A 15813-nucleotide genomic window follows, 5' to 3' on the forward strand; every position below is an offset into this window, starting at 1 on the left:
TCCCCACAAGGGGGGTTAACGCTGCGCCAACGGCAGCAGAAATCAGCCGCTCTGCGGATGAGACGGTGAAATAGAAAACAGTGGGTGCGGCATCCAAGCCCCTCCCCCTTGTGGGGAGGGGTTGGGGAGGGGTTTTTGGCGCCGCCGAGAATTATTCCGCCGGCTGAAGCTCGGCCGCTTCGAAGCGGTAGGTGGTGGAGCAGAATTCGCAGGTGACGGATATTTCGCCGTTTTCCTGGCTGGCCTCGATCTCTTCGGCGGTGAAACCCTTCAGTACGTTGCCGATCTTTTCCCGCGAACAGCTGCAGCGGTCGAAGACGGCGCGAGGCTCGAAGACACGCACGCCGCGCTCGTGGAACAGGCGGAACAACAGCCTCTCCGTGCCGACCTGCGGATCGGTCAGCTCGTCGGCATCGATGGTCTCGACCAGCGAGCGGGCTTCGGTCCAGGCGTCGTCCTCGCCATGCGGGCGGTCGCCGTCATCGCCGTCGCCGCCGTGGAGATCGGGCTGGCGCATGCGCTCCGGCGCTTCCGGCAGGAACTGGGCGACGAGGCCGCCTGCCCGCCAGCGGTGGCGCGGCTTGCCGGCATCGTCACGGTCGAAGAGTTCGGCCGCAGCCAGGCGCACACGCGTCGGGATCTGCTCCGACTGGCGGAAATAGACGCCGGCAATGTCTTCGAGCGAGGTGCCGTCGAGCGCGACAATGCCCTGATAGGGCTGGGCGAACTTGCCCTGATCGATGGTGAAGGCGAGCACGCCCTTGCCGAGCAATTGCTCCGGCTCGGTCTCGCCTGAGGCAATGGCCTGGTCGAGCAGCGCCCGGTCGAAACGGGCATAGGCGCGCACATTTTCCGGCGTCGAGAAATCGGCGACGAGCAGATCGACCGGGCCGTCGCCCTTGGTCTGCACGGTGAACTTGCCGTCGAACTTCAGCGACGTGCCGAGCAACACGGTCAGCACGACGACTTCGGCAAGCAGCCGGGCGACGGGCGCGGGATAATGATGGCGCTCGAGGATGGCATCGAGCATCGGGCCGAGTTGGACGGCGCGGCCGCGCACATCCAGACCCTCCACCTGAAAGGGGACGACATGATCATCGCCGGCGAAATCGAACTGGCCGAGGGCGGCTGCAGCTTCTGCCATGGCTTTCACTCCTAGTTTCGGGAGCGGCGGCCAAAGTGTCCGGCGCTCGCGCAGTCGGGCCGCAAGCTTATGACTCGCAACATCCGACTATGGTTCAGATCGCGCCCAGGCACCAAGCAAGAATCGACTTCTGCGCATGAAGACGGTTTTCCGCCTCATCGAAGACTACGGATTGCGGGCCGTCGATCACCTCGTCCGTCACTTCCTCACCGCGATGCGCGGGCAGGCAATGCATGAACAATGCATCGCTGCCGGCCTTGGCCATCAGGGCCGCATTGACCTGGTAAGGCTGGAAGACGTTATGACCCCGGGCCCGATGTTCCTGATTCATGGAGACCCAGGTATCGGTCACCACGCAATCGACGCCTTCGACCGCACGGTCGGCATCATGGCAGAGCATGATTTCGGCGCCCTCATTGCGGGCCCAGTTCAGATAGTGATCCTTGGGCTCCGAACCAAGAGGGACGGCCATGTTCATGCGGTAGCCGAAGCGGGCAGCCCCTTCGACCAGCGAATGCAGCACATTGTTGCCGTCGCCGGTCCAGGCGATGGTCTTGCCCTTGATCGGGCCGCGATGCTCCTCGAAGGTCATGATATCGGCCATGATCTGGCAGGGATGGGTATCGTCCGTCAGGGCATTGATCACAGGCACGGTCGCATGTTCGGCAAGCTCCAGCAGGCGCGAATGCTCGGTGGTGCGGATCATGATCGCATCGACATAACGCGACAGCACCTTGGCGGTGTCGCCGATCGTCTCGGCGCGGCCGAGCTGCATTTCGGTACCGGAGAGAAACAGCGTTTCGCCGCCGAGCTGGCGCATGCCGACGTCGAAAGAGACGCGGGTGCGCGTCGACGGCTTCTCGAAGATCATCGCCAGCATCTTGCCGGCGAGCGGCTTGTCGCCCTTGCCGGCCTTGAAGGCCTGCTTGCGGGCGAGCGCGTCGTTCATGATGGTTCTGAGGTCGGCCGAGGTAACGGCCGAAAGATCGAGGAAATGTTTAGGAGTCATGTTCTTACCTGTCGTGCGCCCGAAGGCGCAATCCCTTCAAGCCGTCTTCTTGATCTTGGCGGCACGGATGCTCTCGGCGGCGCGCTCGAGGCGCACGAGCCCCTCGCGGGCTTCCTCAGCGGTGACCACCAGCGGCGGAAGAAGGCGGATGACGTTGTCGCCGGCCGGCACGCCGAGCAGATGCGCGGCGCGGATCGCCTGCAGCAATTCGGCCGAGGGAACCGCAGCCTTGACGCCGAGCAGAAGCCCCTCGCCTCGGATATCCTCGATCACATCGGGATAACGATCCTTGAGCGAGGCCAGCCCCTGGCGGAAGACGAGCGCGACGTCGCGCACATGTTCAAGGAAGCCATCGGCGAGGATGACGTCGAGCACGGCGCTGCCGACCGCCATGGCCAGCGGATTGCCGCCATAGGTCGAACCATGGGTGCCGGCCTTCATGCCGGAAGCGGCCTCTGCTGTCGCAAGGCAGGCGCCGAGCGGGAAACCGCCGCCGATGCCCTTGGCGACGGCCATGATATCGGGCGTGATGCCGGACCATTCATGGGCAAAGAGTTTGCCGGTACGGCCGACGCCCGTCTGCACCTCATCGAGGATCAGCAGCAGGCCGTTTTCATCGCAGATCCGGCGCAGCGCCTTCATGAATTCACTGGTGGCGGGACGCACGCCGCCCTCACCCTGCACCGGCTCGATCAGGATTGCCGCCGTCGCATCGGTAATGGCGGCGCGGACGGCTTCGATGTCGCCGAACGGCACCTGATCGAAACCCGGCGCCTTGGGGCCGAAACCTTCGAGATATTTCTCCTGGCCGCCGGCTGCAATCGTCGCGAGCGTGCGGCCATGGAAGGCACCTTCGAAGGTGATGATATGGAACCGCTCGGGATGGCCCTTGGAAAACTGATAGCGGCGCGCCGTCTTGATGGCGCATTCGAGCGCCTCGGCGCCCGAATTGGTGAAGAACACCTTGTCGGCGAAGGTGGCGTCCGTCAGGCGCTTGGCCAGGCGCTCCTGGCCGGGGATCTCATAAATATTGGAGAGGTGCCAGACCTTATCGGCCTGCTCCTTCAGCGCCGCGACCACATGCGGGTTGCCGTGGCCGACGGAGGTGACGGCGACGCCGGCGCCGAAATCGAGATAACGCTCGCCGCTCTCGGTGATCAGCCATACGCCCTCGCCTCGCTCGAACCGCAGCGGGGCGCGAGAATAGGTGTCATAAAGCGGCGCGGCTTCAGCCATGGCGCGGGTCTCCCGTTCAATGTTGTCTTTGCACGGACTCCGGCTAACAAAACCAGGTCCAAAAAATCAAAAATGCCGCCTTTCGGCGGCGAGCGGTACTATTTCCTTTTCGCGCTGCGATGTCAACAAAACTGCCGCCTTAGCCTATGCAGCAAGCTTGTACAGCGGCACCTTCGGCCTTCAACAGGCATTATTGCAGAAATGCCACGCAGAGGCAGCAAGTTGGGGAAAACTTGAAATTCGATTCATCCGGATTCCCGCGACTCTTGTCACGGAGTCAGCCTCACACTAGGTTAAAGTTCAATTACTAGACTGCATGCGGCGGAACTAGTCACCAAAATTGATCAAGCGTTTCTTGTTTCGGAGGCTTCCGGGACAACGGTGAGGGATTCTGCCATCACCAACGCAAAAGGTGGAGACAGGGCATGAACTGGACAGACGAGCGGGTCGAGAAACTCAAGAAGCTTTGGGCCGAAGGACTGAGCGCCAGCCAGATCGCTGCGCAGCTTGGCGGGGTCAGCCGAAACGCCGTTATCGGCAAGGTGCACCGGCTGAGCCTTCCCGGCCGTGCCAAGGCCGGCGGCACAGCCACCGCGGCGCGCACGCCGAAGCGCCAGACATCGGCGCCGCGCGCCCCGAACTACGCCTCCCGGATCGCCACCCGCACCGTCACCCGCCAGCAGGGCGCAACCCTGCTGAAGGAAGAGATCGAGATCGAAACGGTCGAGGAAATGGAATACGTGCCGAAGGGCAACGTGGTGGTGCCGATTTCCCGCCGCCTCGGCCTGACGGAGCTCACCGAACGCACCTGCAAGTGGCCGGTCGGCGATCCGCTCAAGGAAGATTTCCATTTCTGCGGCTGCGAATCCCCGGACAATTCGCCCTACTGCAGCTATCATCAGAAGCTTGCCTATCAGCCGATCAACGAACGCCGCCGGGCGGCGGCGCGGGTCAGCTGAGAAGGCGACATCGTCGAGAGTGAGAAACGGGCCGCGCGGCCCGTTCTTTTGTGAGTGGAAATCGTCGGGACTGCCCCTCATCCGCCTGCCGGCACCGACCTGGGCGAGCCACGGGTCTCGACCCGTCCTTCGGACCCCCGCGCGCGGGGCGAAGGGGATGTGCCGCGACCTCTCCGTCCCCCGCATGCCTCTCGCAGGGCACGTCCCCTCGCCCCGTTTACGGGGAGAGGGTTAGGGTGAGGGGCAGATGTACCGCGAGGCGGATGCAGCTACGCGCAGAAATCCCTCAGGCTTCCATCGAATAACCGGCGCCGCGGACGGTGCGGATGACGTCTTGCATGTTGGAGAAATTCAGCGCCTTGCGCAGGCGGCCGACATGGACGTCGACAGTGCGTTCATCGACATAGATGTCGTGACCCCAGACGCCGTCGAGCAGCTGCGAGCGCGAGAAGACCCGGCCCGGCGACGACATCAGGAATTCCAGCAGGCGGAATTCGGTCGGGCCGAGGCGGACTTCGCGGCTCTTGCGGTGGACGCGGTGGGTTTCGCGGTCGAGCTCGATATCGCCGCATTTCAACACCGAGGACAGCACTTCGGGACGGGCCCGACGCAGCATCGCCTTGACGCGGGCGACGAGTTCGGGGGTCGAGAAGGGCTTGACGACATAATCGTCGGCGCCGGTGGACAGTCCGCGCACCCGCTCGCTCTCCTCGCCGCGCGCCGTCAGCATGATGATCGGCAGCCGCTCGGTTTCCGGCCGCATGCGCAGGCGCCGGCAGAGTTCGATGCCGGAGACGCCGGGCAGCATCCAGTCGAGGATGAGAAGGTCGGGCGTGCGCTCCTGAAGCCTGATTTCGGCCTCGTCGCCGCGCAGGATGGTATCGACCTCGAAGCCTTCCGCTTCGAGATTATAGCGAAGGAGCACGCTGAGCGCTTCCTCGTCTTCAACAACTGCGACTCTCGGGATCATGCGTGTCCGTCTCCTCGCGCACAAGCCTTAAACCGGAACGATTTAAGCAGGCGTCCTGCGCAAATTCAGAAATTGGCTGCGACCTCTTTGCGCGCCCCGAACGGGCGCGCACGCAAGTGACTGTCCGGGCCGTGGCCCGGGCGGCTCGTTCGGAACGATTATTCCGTCGCGGCGCCGACGGTGTTGGCGCTGTCATCCTTCGGACGATCGCCTTCCGGCTGGGCGCCCGTCGCCATGTAGTAGATCGTCTCGGCGATGTTGGTGGCATGGTCACCGATGCGCTCGATGTTCTTGGCGCAGAAGAGCAGATGCGTGCAGCTTGTGATGTTGCGCGGATCTTCCATCATGTAGGTCAAGAGCTCGCGGAACAGCGAGGTGTACATCGCATCGATCTCGTTGTCGCGCTCGCGGATGGCGGTCGCCTTGTCGGCGGCGCGTGTCGTATAGACGTCGAGCACTTCCTTGAGCTGGACGAGCGCCAGCTCGGACAGGTGTTCGAGACCGCGGGCGAGCTTGCGGGGAACGCCGGTGCTCTGCACGGCGATGACGCGCTTGGCGGTGTTCTTGCCGAGGTCGCCGACGCGTTCGAGGTCGGCGGCGATGCGGATCGAACCCATGATTTCGCGCAGGTCCGCGGCCATCGGTTGGCGGCGGGCGATGGTGACGATCGCCTTGTCGCCGATCTCGCGCTCGGTGTGATCGAGGATCACATCGTCGGAGATGACCTTCTGCGCCAGCGCCGTATCGCCGTTGACCAGCGCCCGGACGGATTCTGCGACCATCTGTTCGGCCAGGCCGCCCATTTCGGAAATCCGCCTGGAGAGGAACTTCAGATCATCATCATAGGCGGAATAAATATGTGTCGATGCCATGGGGCTTTGTCCTCGAATAACGGAAAGCTTCGTGTCGCCGCAATCAGCCGAAGCGACCCATGATGTAGTCCTGGGTGCGCGGATCGTCGGGGTTGGTGAACATCTTGTCGGTGTCGTTCTCCTCGACGAGGTTGCCGAGATGGAACATGGCGGTACGCTGCGAGACGCGCGCGGCCTGCTGCATCGAGTGGGTGACGATGACGATCGTGTAGTTTTCGCGCAGCTCGTGGATCAGCTCCTCGACCTTGGCGGTGGCGATCGGGTCGAGCGCCGAGCAGGGCTCGTCCATCAGGATGACTTCCGGGCTGACGGCAACGGCGCGGGCAATGCACAGGCGCTGCTGCTGACCGCCGGAGAGGCCGGTGCCGGATTCATGCACGCGGTCCTTGACCTCGTTCCACAGGCCGGCGCGCTGCAGGCTGCTCTCGACGATCTGATCGAGATCGGCCTTCGACTTGGCGAGGCCATGAATGCGCGGGCCGTAAGAAACGTTTTCGTAAATCGACTTCGGGAACGGGTTCGGCTTCTGGAAAACCATGCCGACGCGGGCGCGAAGTTCGACGACGTCGATATCCGGATCATAGATATCGTCGCTGTCGAGCGTGATCTTGCCGGTAACGCGGCACCCCTCGATCGTGTCGTTCATGCGGTTGAGGCTTCGCAGGAAGGTCGACTTACCGCAGCCCGAGGGGCCGATCAGGGCGGTTACGGTGTTTTCGCGGATGTTCAGGTTCACGTCGAAAAGCGCGCGCTTCTCGCCGTAATATACGGAGACATCCTGTCCGATCATTTTATACGGGACGTTGCTCATCTTCTGATCCAGCGCCTTTTCAACTGCAGCTTCCGTCAGCATGTTCATGATGTTTAACTCCGTTTACCAGCGGCGCTCGAAGCGACGACGCAAGAGGATGGCGCCCATGTTCATGACAACCAGGAACAGGAGCAGGACGATGATGGCACCCGAAGTACGCTCCACGAAGGCACGTTCGGCCTCGTTCGCCCACATATAGACCTGCACCGGCAGGGCCGTCGAGGGCTCGAGCGGCGTCGTCGGTGCATTGGCGACGAAGGCGACCATGCCGATCAAGAGCAGCGGCGCGGTTTCGCCGAGCGCGTGCGCCAAGCCGATGATCGTGCCGGTGAGGATGCCGGGCATGGCGAGCGGCAGGACATGGTGGAACACCATCTGCATCTTCGAGGCGCCGAGGCCGAGCGCTGCGGCGCGGATCGACGGCGGCACGGCGCGCAGAGCCGCGCGCGTGGCGATGATGATCGTCGGCAGAGTCATCAGCGTCAGCACCAGGCCACCGACCAGCGAGGCCGAGCGCGGCAGGCCGATGAAGTTGATGAAGACGGAAAGGCCGAGCAGACCGTAGACGATCGACGGGACGGCGGCGAGGTTGTTGATGTTGACCTCGATCAGGTCCGTCAGCCTGTTCTTCGGCGCAAACTCCTCGAGATAGATCGAGGCGGCGACGCCGATCGGCAGCGACAGAACCAGCACGATCAACATCAGGTAAAGCGAGCCGATCAGGGCGACGCCAAGGCCGGCGGCCTCCGGACGGCTGGAATTGCCGTTGACGAAGAGGCCGGTGTTGAACTGCTTCTGGAGAGCGCCGCTCGCCTTCAGCTGGTTCATCCAGTTGACCTGCTTGTCGTTGACCTTGCGGTTCTTCTCATCGACGGCAAGATCGATCTGGCCCTTGTTGGCGCTGTCGATATTGGCATCGGCGAGCAGGGTGACATTGACCGTCTTGCCGATGATCGAGGGGTCGGCGACGACCAGATCCCGCAGCTGGATCGGCGCGCTCTTGGAAAGCATGGCGGTTGCATCGCGCACATCCGGACGGCTCGATGCATTGATGTTCAGCTGCTTGACGATCGCGTCGCGCAGCAGAACCGGATAGTTGGCGGCGATCAGCACCGAAGGATCGGTCGCCCGCTTGCCGTTCGGATCGATCGTCTTTTCGGCAAATTCGATCGGCAGGGTGATCGCCGTCTGCTGGAAGGCGGTGTAGCCTTTGCCGATCACCGTCCACAGCAGGACGAAGAGAAAGATGAGGCCGAAGGCGATGGCGGCGATGCCGTAGGCCTGGAACCGGCGCTCGGCGGCATAGCGGCGCTTGATGCCGATATCACGGCGGGCAGGCGCCTTGGAAACGGTGACACCGACGGCGGGAGAAACAATATTCGTCATTCGTACTGCTCCCGGTATTTGCGCACGATGTAGAGCGCATAGATGTTGAGGCAAAGCGTGATGCAGAACAGCGTGATGCCGAGCGCAAAGGCAACCAGCGTCTGCGGCGAGGTGAACTCAAGGTCGCCCGTAAGCTGGTTGACGATCTTGACGGTCACCGTGGTCATCGGCTCGAAAGGGTTGATCTGAATGCGGGCGGCAACACCGGCGGCCAGCACGACGATCATAGTTTCGCCGATGGCGCGCGAGGCGGTCATCAGCAGCGCGCCGACGATGCCGGGAAGGGCTGCCGGCAGGACCACCTTCTTGATGGTTTCGGAGCGTGTGGCTCCGAGACCGAGCGAACCGTCACGCAGCGCCCGCGGCACGGCGGTGATGATGTCGTCCGACAGCGAGGAGACGTAGGGGATCAGCATGATGCCCATGACGATACCTGCGGTCAGAACACTCTGCGCCTGGATGAAGTTCGAATAGTTGCCGGAGAGCAGGCCGCTGATCTGCGCCGAGAAATCGCGCAGGAAGGGGCCGACGGTGACGAGCGCGAAGAAGCCGTAGACGATCGTCGGGATGCCGGCGAGCACTTCGAGCAGCGGCTTGGAGACGCCGCGCAGCTTCGGCGAGGCGTATTCGGCCATGTAGATGGCGGCAAAGAGACCGACCGGCACGGCGACCAGCATGGCGACGAGGCCGATATAAAGCGTGCCGAGCAGGAGCGGGATCAGGCCGAACTGGCCGAAGGACGAGCTGCCGGCGCCAGCAAAACGCGGATCCCAGACGGTGCCGAAGAAGAAGTCGGCGGCGGGGACGGCGGCAAAGAAGCGGACGGCTTCCGACAGCATGGAGAGCACGATGCCGATCGTCGTCAGGATGGCGATCGAAGAGGCAAGCAGCAGGCCCCAGAGCATGACGCGCTCGACGCGGTTGCGGGCGCGGAAGCGCGGCGCGATGGCGCGCAGCGCGTAAAAGGCGCCGGCAACGGCCAGGATGAAGACGATCGCGGTCATGGCGAGGCGGCTCGTCATGCTCATGGAATTGAGCGTCTTGGCGGCCTCGACCATGTAAGGCTGCGGCTGGCCGGCGAGCGGCACGCCCTTTTCGCTGAGCTTGGCCTGCAAGGCGGCCGGATCCTTTGCCACCGCGGCGGCTTCGTCCGATGTCAGCATCGTCAGGCCGCGCGCGACCGTCGCCACCATCGAATAACTCAGATCCTGTTCGACTGCGGCCTGAGCCTTGACGTCGGCAGGGAAAGCGCCCCGAACCGAGGACTGGATGATGCCGGGGCTGACGGAGAGCCAGACGCAGAGGACGATGAGGGCGGGAAGAACCGCCCAGATCGCGGCATAGGCGCCGTAATAGGCCGGCCGGGAATGCAGTGCGGAGGACCTGCCTCCAGCAAGGGCCGCGGCACGGCCGCGCGCGACCAGATAGGCGGCGGCGCCGATCACCACAAGGCACAGAAGTATGACGGATGTGCTCATTCGTTACGTCCCCAGGCCCGTGGCCCCCAAAAAGCGCGGGCGGCTTCATCAGCCTGCCTTCGGCTTCCAATCATGGAGAAGGAATTCAACCCTGCAGCGGAAAGACCGGCACACAGGGACATAAATGATGCCGGCGCGGGCTTTGAAGCACCGCGCCGGCAAAGTCATTACATGGACTTACCGGCTTCGACGTCCTTGCGGATCGCATCACGCTCGGCATCCGGAGCGGCAACGAGGCCGTATTCGGCCAGCGGGCCGTCGGGGCCGATCATCTGGTCGGATACGAAGAAGTTGACATATTCCTTCAGGCCCGGAACGGCGCCGAGATGTGCCTTCTTGACGTAGAAGAACAGCGGGCGGGAAACCGGATAGGTGCCGTTGGCGATCGTTTCGGTGGACGGAACGATACCGTTCACGCTGGCGACCTTCAGCTTGTCGGCGTTGTTTTCATAGAAGGAAAGGCCGAATACGCCGACGCCGGTCTTGTTGGCGGCGATGCGTGCGAGGGTTTCCGGATAGTCGCCGTCGATGTCGACTGCAGCGCCGTCCTTGCGGACTGCGACGCAAGCCTTGGTCTGGGCGGCCTTGTCGGAGATTTCCTTGGCGATGACGTCGAGAGCGCCCGAAGCCTTGCAGCCGGCGGCAAGGACGTTCTGTTCGAAGACTTCGCGCGTGCCGTGCTTTTCGCCCGGGATATAGGCGGCGATATCAACAGCCGGGAGCTTCGGATTGACTTCCGACCACTTCTTGTAGGGGTTGGCGACGAGCTTGCCGTCGACGACGACCTGGGCAGCGAGGGCCTTGTAGATGTCGGCCGGAACGTAAGCGACATCAGGGTTGGACGAGTCGGTTGCGAAGACGATGCCGTCATAACCGATCTTGACTTCCTGGATGTCGGTCACGCCGGCAGCCTTGCAGGCTTCGGCTTCGTTCTTGTTGATCGGACGCGAAGCATTGGCGATGTCGATGGTGTCTTCACCCACGCCCTTGCAGAATTCCTTCAGACCAGCGCCCGTGCCGCCGGATTCGACGACCGGGGTCTTGAAGTTGGTGAAGGTCTCGCCGAAGGACTCGGCAACGATCTTGGCGTAAGGCAGGACGGTGGACGAACCAGCGATCTGGATCTGGTCGCGAGCGACAGCTGCGCCAGCGAAAGCGGCAGTTGCAGCGAGCGCGGCAACGGTGAGCTTGAAGGTGTTCATTAGAAATCTCCCGCATTGGGCTTGTGTGAGTAAGGCCTATCGAGAGGCCCTCGCAGTGCCTTTTTTCATCGGCGGGACTCTCTTAACGCTGTAAGCACCGTCCTTTTATGTCAAACTCGTGAAACATTTGTGACACGTTATATATTTGTTTTTTAATCATAAATTTTATTGAATCCGCCTGAACATGTCGGCTGATGGCAAAGTTTGGATCGGCTCTCGACCTGGCATTGTAAAATTGATCGCGCACGGCCCTTCGGTTGCTGGATGCCTCCTGGCCTTTCCCGCCTGCGTTCTTTCATTCAGGTCCGCCCGTGGGATTTGCCCCTCATCCGCCTGCCGGCACCTTCTCCCCGCACGCGGGGCGAAGGGGGCGTGCCGCGACCTCTCAGTTCCTCGCAGGCCTCTCATAGGGCATGTCCCCTCGCCCCGTCATTACGGGGAGAGGGTTAGGGTGAGGGGCAAATCGCACGGCACGCCATCGCTAATTGCCCACAGCCGGAAAGAACCGCAGATCCGTTGCCTCGACGCGTGCCGCCAGCCGCCCGTCGCAGATTGCAACGATCGTCTCCAGCACGGAGGGCAGCGCGCTCAGCACGTCTACATTCCGGAAACGAACCACCGACCAGCCATTGTTGGTCATGAAAGTATCGCGAATTCCATCCCGCCGATTGTCCGCATGTTGGCTGCCGTCGATCTCAATGACGAGCCGCAGTTCACGACAGGCGAAATCTGCAAAATAGGGGCCGATCGGTAATTGCCGGACAAACTTGTGTCCGTTGAGCCGGCGGTCGCGCAGCTCGTGCCACAATTTACCTTCTGCGTCGTTGTCCGATTGGCGCAGTGATCGTGCTCGGGCGGTGGTTTTTGGCTTGGCGCCTCTCATCGAAATCGCTCCGCCTCAGAAGCGCACCGTAAAATCGGTGCCCTTGCCGACTTCGGACTTGACGATCAGCCGGGCGCGGTGGCGGGTGAGGATATGTTTGACGATGGCAAGGCCGAGGCCGGTGCCTTTCTTCGAGCGACTGTCCTCGATGCTGACGCGATAGAAGCGTTCGGTCAGACGCGGCACGTGCTCGGCCGGGATGCCCGGCCCCTTGTCGACGATGCTAACTTCCACGGGCGCTCCGGCGCCGTTCTTCAGCCAGACATCGACGGTCTTGCCTTCCTGGCCATATTTGCAGGCATTCTCGATCAGGTTCTCGAACACCTGGACAAGCTCGTCGCGATCCCCCAGCACCTCCACTTTTCCGTCCGGCAGATGCAGGTTGATGTCGACGCCGACATCCCTGGCGAGTGGCACCAGCGAGTCGCGGACATGGCCGAGCAGCGGCACAAGGTCAACCTTCTCGTCCGGCGCGATGTGCGATTTCAACTCCAGGCGGGAGAGCGACAAGAGGTCATCGACCAGCCTGCTCATGCGCGTCGCTTGATCGAGCATGATGCCCAAAAACTGGGCCTGCGCCTTCTGATCGTTCTTCGCCGGACCCTGGATGGTCTCGATGAAGCCGCGCAGCGAAGCAAGCGGCGTGCGCAGCTCATGGCTGGCATTGGCGACGAAATCCGAACGCATGCGGTCGATGCGGCGGACCTCCGATATATCGCGGAAGGACAGGATGAAAAACCGCTCCGGCTCTCCGTCCGCCTGGAATTCGACAGGCGCGCTGCGGACGATGTAGACGCGTTCGGACGGGAGCCGCTCGGCATGCTCGATCTGGTTCGGCGCATTGGTGGCGATGGTTTCGCGCACCATGTCGAGCACGCCGGGCGAGCGCAGCCGGGCCGATATATGGGCGCCGAGCGCCACCTCGCCGAAGGCCTTTTCGGCGGCGCGGTTCTGGAACAGCACCGAGGCGTCGTCCGACAGCACCATGGCGGGGATATCGAGCCCGGCAAGTGTCGCGGAAATGTCAGGCAGGCGGCTTGGCGGCGCTTGCGGCTCCGCCTCCACCGGCTCGACGGGTTCCGCCTTGAGGACGGGCGCCTCATTGAACAGCGCGGTCAAGATCATGACGAGCAGGAGAACGAGCACGACCCACTTGTTCATCCCGGCGGCAAGGGCGGCTAGCGCGCTGAGGATGGCCGCAAGCAGTACCGGCCGTTCACGCCGGATGCGCGCCAGCAGGCTTTTTCTCCAGGGGGTTTCGTCTTGCAACTGGGCCTCGCGGCGTCGATTCGTTTTTCTTTATATTGAACTCTGCCTGATAGCGACAATTCATGACAGAAGTTTTCGGCTGGCGCCGCTCAAGCGAAAGACTGCAGCACAGCTTCAAGAAAAATCGCCGGGCTAGAGCGAAAGATTTGATTTTCAACGGCAAATATGTTCGCCTGCGGCAAGAGGACCACCAGCGCAGGAGGAGCATATGGGCGAGGCTGTCGAAAGCAGGGCCGTGGAGCTCGATATCCACGGCAAGAAGCGCATCTTCGACGTCGATGATCCGGTGCTGCCGGACTGGGTGGAGGAAAATGCGCTGGAGTCCGGCGGCTTTCCCTACAAGAAGAAACTCAATGAGGAGGACTATCTGGAGCAGCTCACAAAGCTGCAGGTGGAACTCGTCAAGGTGCAGTTCTGGCTGCAGTCGGCGGGCAAGCGTGTGATGGCGCTGTTCGAGGGGCGCGACGCGGCCGGCAAGGGCGGCGCGATTTCGGCCTCCTCGGCGCATATGAACCCGCGCCTTGCGCGCGTCGTCGCGCTCGCCAAGCCGACCGAGCGCGAGCAGGGGCAATGGTATTTCCAGCGATATGTCGCGCAGTTCCCGACCGCAGGCGAATTCGTGCTGTTCGACCGCTCCTGGTACAATCGCGCCGGCGTCGAACCGGTCATGGGGTTCTGCACGCCGCAGCAATATGAAGGCTTCCTCAACCAGGCGCCGCAGCTCGAAAAGATCATCGCCCATGAGGGCATCTTCCTCTTCAAATTCTACCTCGATATCGGCCGGGAGATGCAGCTCAAGCGTTTCCATGATCGCAGGCACGATCCGCTGAAAGTCTGGAAGCTTTCATCGATGGATGTCGCGGCGCTGACGAAATGGGGCGATTACAGCGAAAAACGCGACCGAATGCTGAGGGAAACCCATAGCGATTTCGCGCCATGGACGGTCATTCGCGCCAATGACAAGCGGCGCGCGCGTCTGCAGCTCATTCGTCACATGCTCGACAGGATGGACTATGACGGCAAGGACAAAGCGGCGCTCGGCGAGATCGATAAGGAGATCATCGGCTCGGGCCCCGGCTTCCTGAAATAGGTCGTCGGACGGCGAAAAGCCGCGTCACTGCCCCGGCAGGATGCGAATCGCGAACAGGTTGATGCCGCGCGCCTTGCCGTCGAGATCGCTGTTGATGACAAGCGTACCGGGCGAATTCGGCGCGAGCGAGCGGTCGAAGCTTACCTGCAGCAGCGCATCCGACTTTTCGCGGGTGACGCTGAAGCGATGGCGGGCGCAATTGCCGAGCGATTGAAAATTGCATTCGACCGAAACCTGCGTCGGCTCGTCGGTGGTCGATTGCAGCGTCAGGGCGATGGTCGAGGATTTGCCGGCAAGCTGCTGTAGGACCGAGGCGGGTACGCTGACGGAGATATTGCCGTCAGCCGCACCGCTTTCGGAAATCAGGCGCACGGCGGGGCCGTCGTTCTCGGTGATGTTTTCGATGCGCGCCCGCGGACCACTTTTGATCTTGTCGGCTTCATCGGGCTTGAACACCGGGATCCAATCGGCCGAAAAGCTGTTCTGCGGATCGATGGTCACCGGCTGATCGGTGTGGGTGGCAGCATTATCGGCGCTGTCGTCGTTGCCGGTGAAATCCTCCGGCTGGGTGCTGGCCGGCGGATTGGCGACGCTGGTGTCGCGCTCGGCCGCCGTCAGGAGCAGGCCCGACGTATAGGCCCACCAGGCGCCGATGCCGATGAAGGCGAGCAGCACACACCAGACGAGAAGCCTCGAAAAGAACTTGCGCGGCTTGCGGCGGCCGGCCGCCCGCTCCGGGCGGAAATCCATGTTGGCGGCGCGCTGGCCGCGCGCGAGCCGCTCCTCGCCGAGCGGGGCAGCCGAGAGATGATCGGCGGTGCTCGCATGCACGTCGTCAAGGGGCGACTCGTCGCTGCGGTGCATGATCACGTCGGGGCCACGGGTCTCGCCCGCCGCCACCGGGCTGTCGATCAGGCTGTCGATATCGGCCACATCCCCGCGGTGAGCCGGCGGTGCCGGCATGTCGACGACCGGCGGCACCGGCACTTCAGGCGGTCTCTGGCGCGGATGTAGTCGGTCTCGCTCCTCGCTTTCGATGGCGTGGATGGTGGTTTCCAGACGATGGCGGTGATGGGCGACGGCCTCGGCATCGGTGATATCCTGCTTGCGCAGGCCGGCTTCCAGCGCCTGGCGGGCCGACTGGTAGATCCTCGCTCGAACCTCCGGATTGTCGCGATCGGCATTTTCGAGCGCTGTTCTGATGGCCGTTTCTAATCCGCTCACGTCAAGTCCTTCACTTCGAACCCGGCATCGGACTGCCGTCCCTGCCGTTCTCCATCAAAATTCGGTAGCGGCAAGCGCGGCAAACCGCAAGCCTTGCAGCCCCGCCGGTCGCTGATCGGCGGCGATAATCGCCAGCTTTCGCGGCTCCCAGGCCCTACCCTCTTCATTCGCGCCTGATATATCCGCGTGAAATCGACGAAGGCGTGGCGGCCGCTCTTTTATCGGCTTTTCTTCTCTGTTATGAGATTGACGTTTTCGTAAACGTCAATGCGAGCGGTAA

At 62.7% G+C, this 15813-nt stretch carries 14 protein-coding genes; 2 read left to right on the forward strand and 12 right to left on the reverse strand.

Features of this window, described 5'->3' with window-relative positions:
- Positions 1-151: 151 nt before the first annotated feature.
- The 3 genes from GGD53_RS24565 to GGD53_RS24575 all read right to left on the reverse strand — a co-directional run bounded on the left by GGD53_RS24565 (position 152) and on the right by GGD53_RS24575 (position 3389).
- Positions 152-1144, reverse strand: coding sequence for an Hsp33 family molecular chaperone (locus tag GGD53_RS24565; RefSeq protein WP_184459362.1), 993 nt, complete (start codon positions 1142-1144; stop codon positions 152-154).
- A 94-nt stretch (positions 1145-1238) separates the two neighbouring features.
- On the reverse strand, positions 1239-2153 hold the full coding sequence (gene argF / locus GGD53_RS24570; RefSeq protein WP_184459363.1) for an ornithine carbamoyltransferase: 915 nt from the start codon (positions 2151-2153) through the stop codon (positions 1239-1241).
- Positions 2154-2189: 36 nt separating this feature from the next.
- The gene (locus tag GGD53_RS24575) at positions 2190-3389 is read right to left on the reverse strand and encodes an aspartate aminotransferase family protein (RefSeq protein ID WP_184459364.1); all 1200 of its coding nucleotides are present in this window, start codon (positions 3387-3389) and stop codon (positions 2190-2192) included.
- 425 nt (positions 3390-3814) lie between these two features.
- On the opposite strand from GGD53_RS24575, the gene GGD53_RS24580 reads away from it, so the two are divergent.
- Entirely contained in the window at positions 3815-4348 is a 534-nt protein-coding gene (locus tag GGD53_RS24580) for a GcrA family cell cycle regulator (RefSeq protein ID WP_184459365.1), read from the forward strand.
- A gap of 286 nt (positions 4349-4634) precedes the next feature.
- Here GGD53_RS24580 and phoB read toward each other — a convergent pair whose 3' ends face one another.
- The 8 genes from phoB to phoR form a co-directional block, all read right to left on the reverse strand.
- Positions 4635-5318: a phosphate regulon transcriptional regulator PhoB gene (gene phoB / locus GGD53_RS24585; protein WP_004672768.1), complete on the reverse strand. Its 684-nt coding sequence runs from the start codon at positions 5316-5318 to the stop codon at positions 4635-4637.
- A 158-nt stretch (positions 5319-5476) separates the two neighbouring features.
- A complete protein-coding gene (gene phoU / locus GGD53_RS24590) occupies positions 5477-6190 on the reverse strand; it encodes a phosphate signaling complex protein PhoU (RefSeq protein ID WP_004672769.1) in 714 nt (237 codons plus the stop codon).
- A 43-nt stretch (positions 6191-6233) separates the two neighbouring features.
- The gene (gene pstB / locus GGD53_RS24595) at positions 6234-7049 is read right to left on the reverse strand and encodes a phosphate ABC transporter ATP-binding protein PstB (RefSeq protein WP_085776826.1); all 816 of its coding nucleotides are present in this window, start codon (positions 7047-7049) and stop codon (positions 6234-6236) included.
- A gap of 15 nt (positions 7050-7064) precedes the next feature.
- Positions 7065-8387, reverse strand: a complete 1323-nt coding sequence (pstA, locus tag GGD53_RS24600) for a phosphate ABC transporter permease PstA (protein ID WP_184459366.1) — start codon at positions 8385-8387, stop codon at positions 7065-7067.
- On the reverse strand, positions 8384-9865 hold the full coding sequence (gene pstC, locus GGD53_RS24605) for a phosphate ABC transporter permease subunit PstC (protein ID WP_184459367.1): 1482 nt from the start codon (positions 9863-9865) through the stop codon (positions 8384-8386). The genes pstA and pstC overlap by 4 nt, the downstream gene beginning before the upstream one ends.
- 167 nt (positions 9866-10032) lie before the next feature.
- Positions 10033-11067: a substrate-binding domain-containing protein gene (locus GGD53_RS24610; protein ID WP_085776823.1), complete on the reverse strand. Its 1035-nt coding sequence runs from the start codon at positions 11065-11067 to the stop codon at positions 10033-10035.
- A 481-nt stretch (positions 11068-11548) separates the two neighbouring features.
- Positions 11549-11950, reverse strand: a complete 402-nt coding sequence (locus GGD53_RS24615) for an endonuclease domain-containing protein (protein ID WP_184459368.1) — start codon at positions 11948-11950, stop codon at positions 11549-11551.
- 15 nt (positions 11951-11965) lie between these two features.
- Complete coding sequence (gene phoR, locus GGD53_RS24620) at positions 11966-13186, reverse strand: phosphate regulon sensor histidine kinase PhoR (RefSeq protein WP_184459399.1); 1221 nt, start codon at positions 13184-13186, stop codon at positions 11966-11968.
- A 241-nt stretch (positions 13187-13427) separates the two neighbouring features.
- On the opposite strand from phoR, the gene ppk2 reads away from it, so the two are divergent.
- Positions 13428-14309 carry a polyphosphate kinase 2 gene (gene ppk2, locus GGD53_RS24625; protein ID WP_184459369.1) on the forward strand — a complete coding sequence of 294 codons (882 nt, stop codon included), beginning with the start codon at positions 13428-13430 and terminating at the stop codon, positions 14307-14309.
- 24 nt (positions 14310-14333) lie between these two features.
- Here the strand turns inward: ppk2 and GGD53_RS24630 are convergent, their stop codons facing one another.
- Positions 14334-15533: a regulator gene (locus tag GGD53_RS24630; RefSeq protein ID WP_184459370.1), complete on the reverse strand. Its 1200-nt coding sequence runs from the start codon at positions 15531-15533 to the stop codon at positions 14334-14336.
- Positions 15534-15813: the final 280 nt, after the last annotated feature.

It is taken from the genome of Rhizobium aethiopicum (assembly GCF_014197535.1).
Lineage (GTDB): Bacteria > Pseudomonadota > Alphaproteobacteria > Rhizobiales > Rhizobiaceae > Rhizobium > Rhizobium aethiopicum_A.

What these genes read in the sequence shown, in the direction of transcription:
- GGD53_RS24565 (WP_184459362.1), bottom strand. Translation starts at nt 1,144, where the DNA reads ATGGCAGAAGCTGCAGCCGCCCTCGGCCAGTTCGATTTCGCCGGCGAT.
- argF (WP_184459363.1), bottom strand. Translation starts at nt 2,153, where the DNA reads ATGACTCCTAAACATTTCCTCGATCTTTCGGCCGTTACCTCGGCCGAC.
- GGD53_RS24575 (WP_184459364.1), bottom strand. Translation starts at nt 3,389, where the DNA reads ATGGCTGAAGCCGCGCCGCTTTATGACACCTATTCTCGCGCCCCGCTG.
- GGD53_RS24580 (WP_184459365.1), top strand. Translation starts at nt 3,815, where the DNA reads ATGAACTGGACAGACGAGCGGGTCGAGAAACTCAAGAAGCTTTGGGCC.
- phoB (WP_004672768.1), bottom strand. Translation starts at nt 5,318, where the DNA reads ATGATCCCGAGAGTCGCAGTTGTTGAAGACGAGGAAGCGCTCAGCGTG.
- phoU (WP_004672769.1), bottom strand. Translation starts at nt 6,190, where the DNA reads ATGGCATCGACACATATTTATTCCGCCTATGATGATGATCTGAAGTTC.
- pstB (WP_085776826.1), bottom strand. Translation starts at nt 7,049, where the DNA reads ATGAACATGCTGACGGAAGCTGCAGTTGAAAAGGCGCTGGATCAGAAG.
- pstA (WP_184459366.1), bottom strand. Translation starts at nt 8,387, where the DNA reads ATGACGAATATTGTTTCTCCCGCCGTCGGTGTCACCGTTTCCAAGGCG.
- pstC (WP_184459367.1), bottom strand. Translation starts at nt 9,865, where the DNA reads ATGAGCACATCCGTCATACTTCTGTGCCTTGTGGTGATCGGCGCCGCC.
- GGD53_RS24610 (WP_085776823.1), bottom strand. Translation starts at nt 11,067, where the DNA reads ATGAACACCTTCAAGCTCACCGTTGCCGCGCTCGCTGCAACTGCCGCT.
- GGD53_RS24615 (WP_184459368.1), bottom strand. Translation starts at nt 11,950, where the DNA reads ATGAGAGGCGCCAAGCCAAAAACCACCGCCCGAGCACGATCACTGCGC.
- ppk2 (WP_184459369.1), top strand. Translation starts at nt 13,428, where the DNA reads ATGGGCGAGGCTGTCGAAAGCAGGGCCGTGGAGCTCGATATCCACGGC.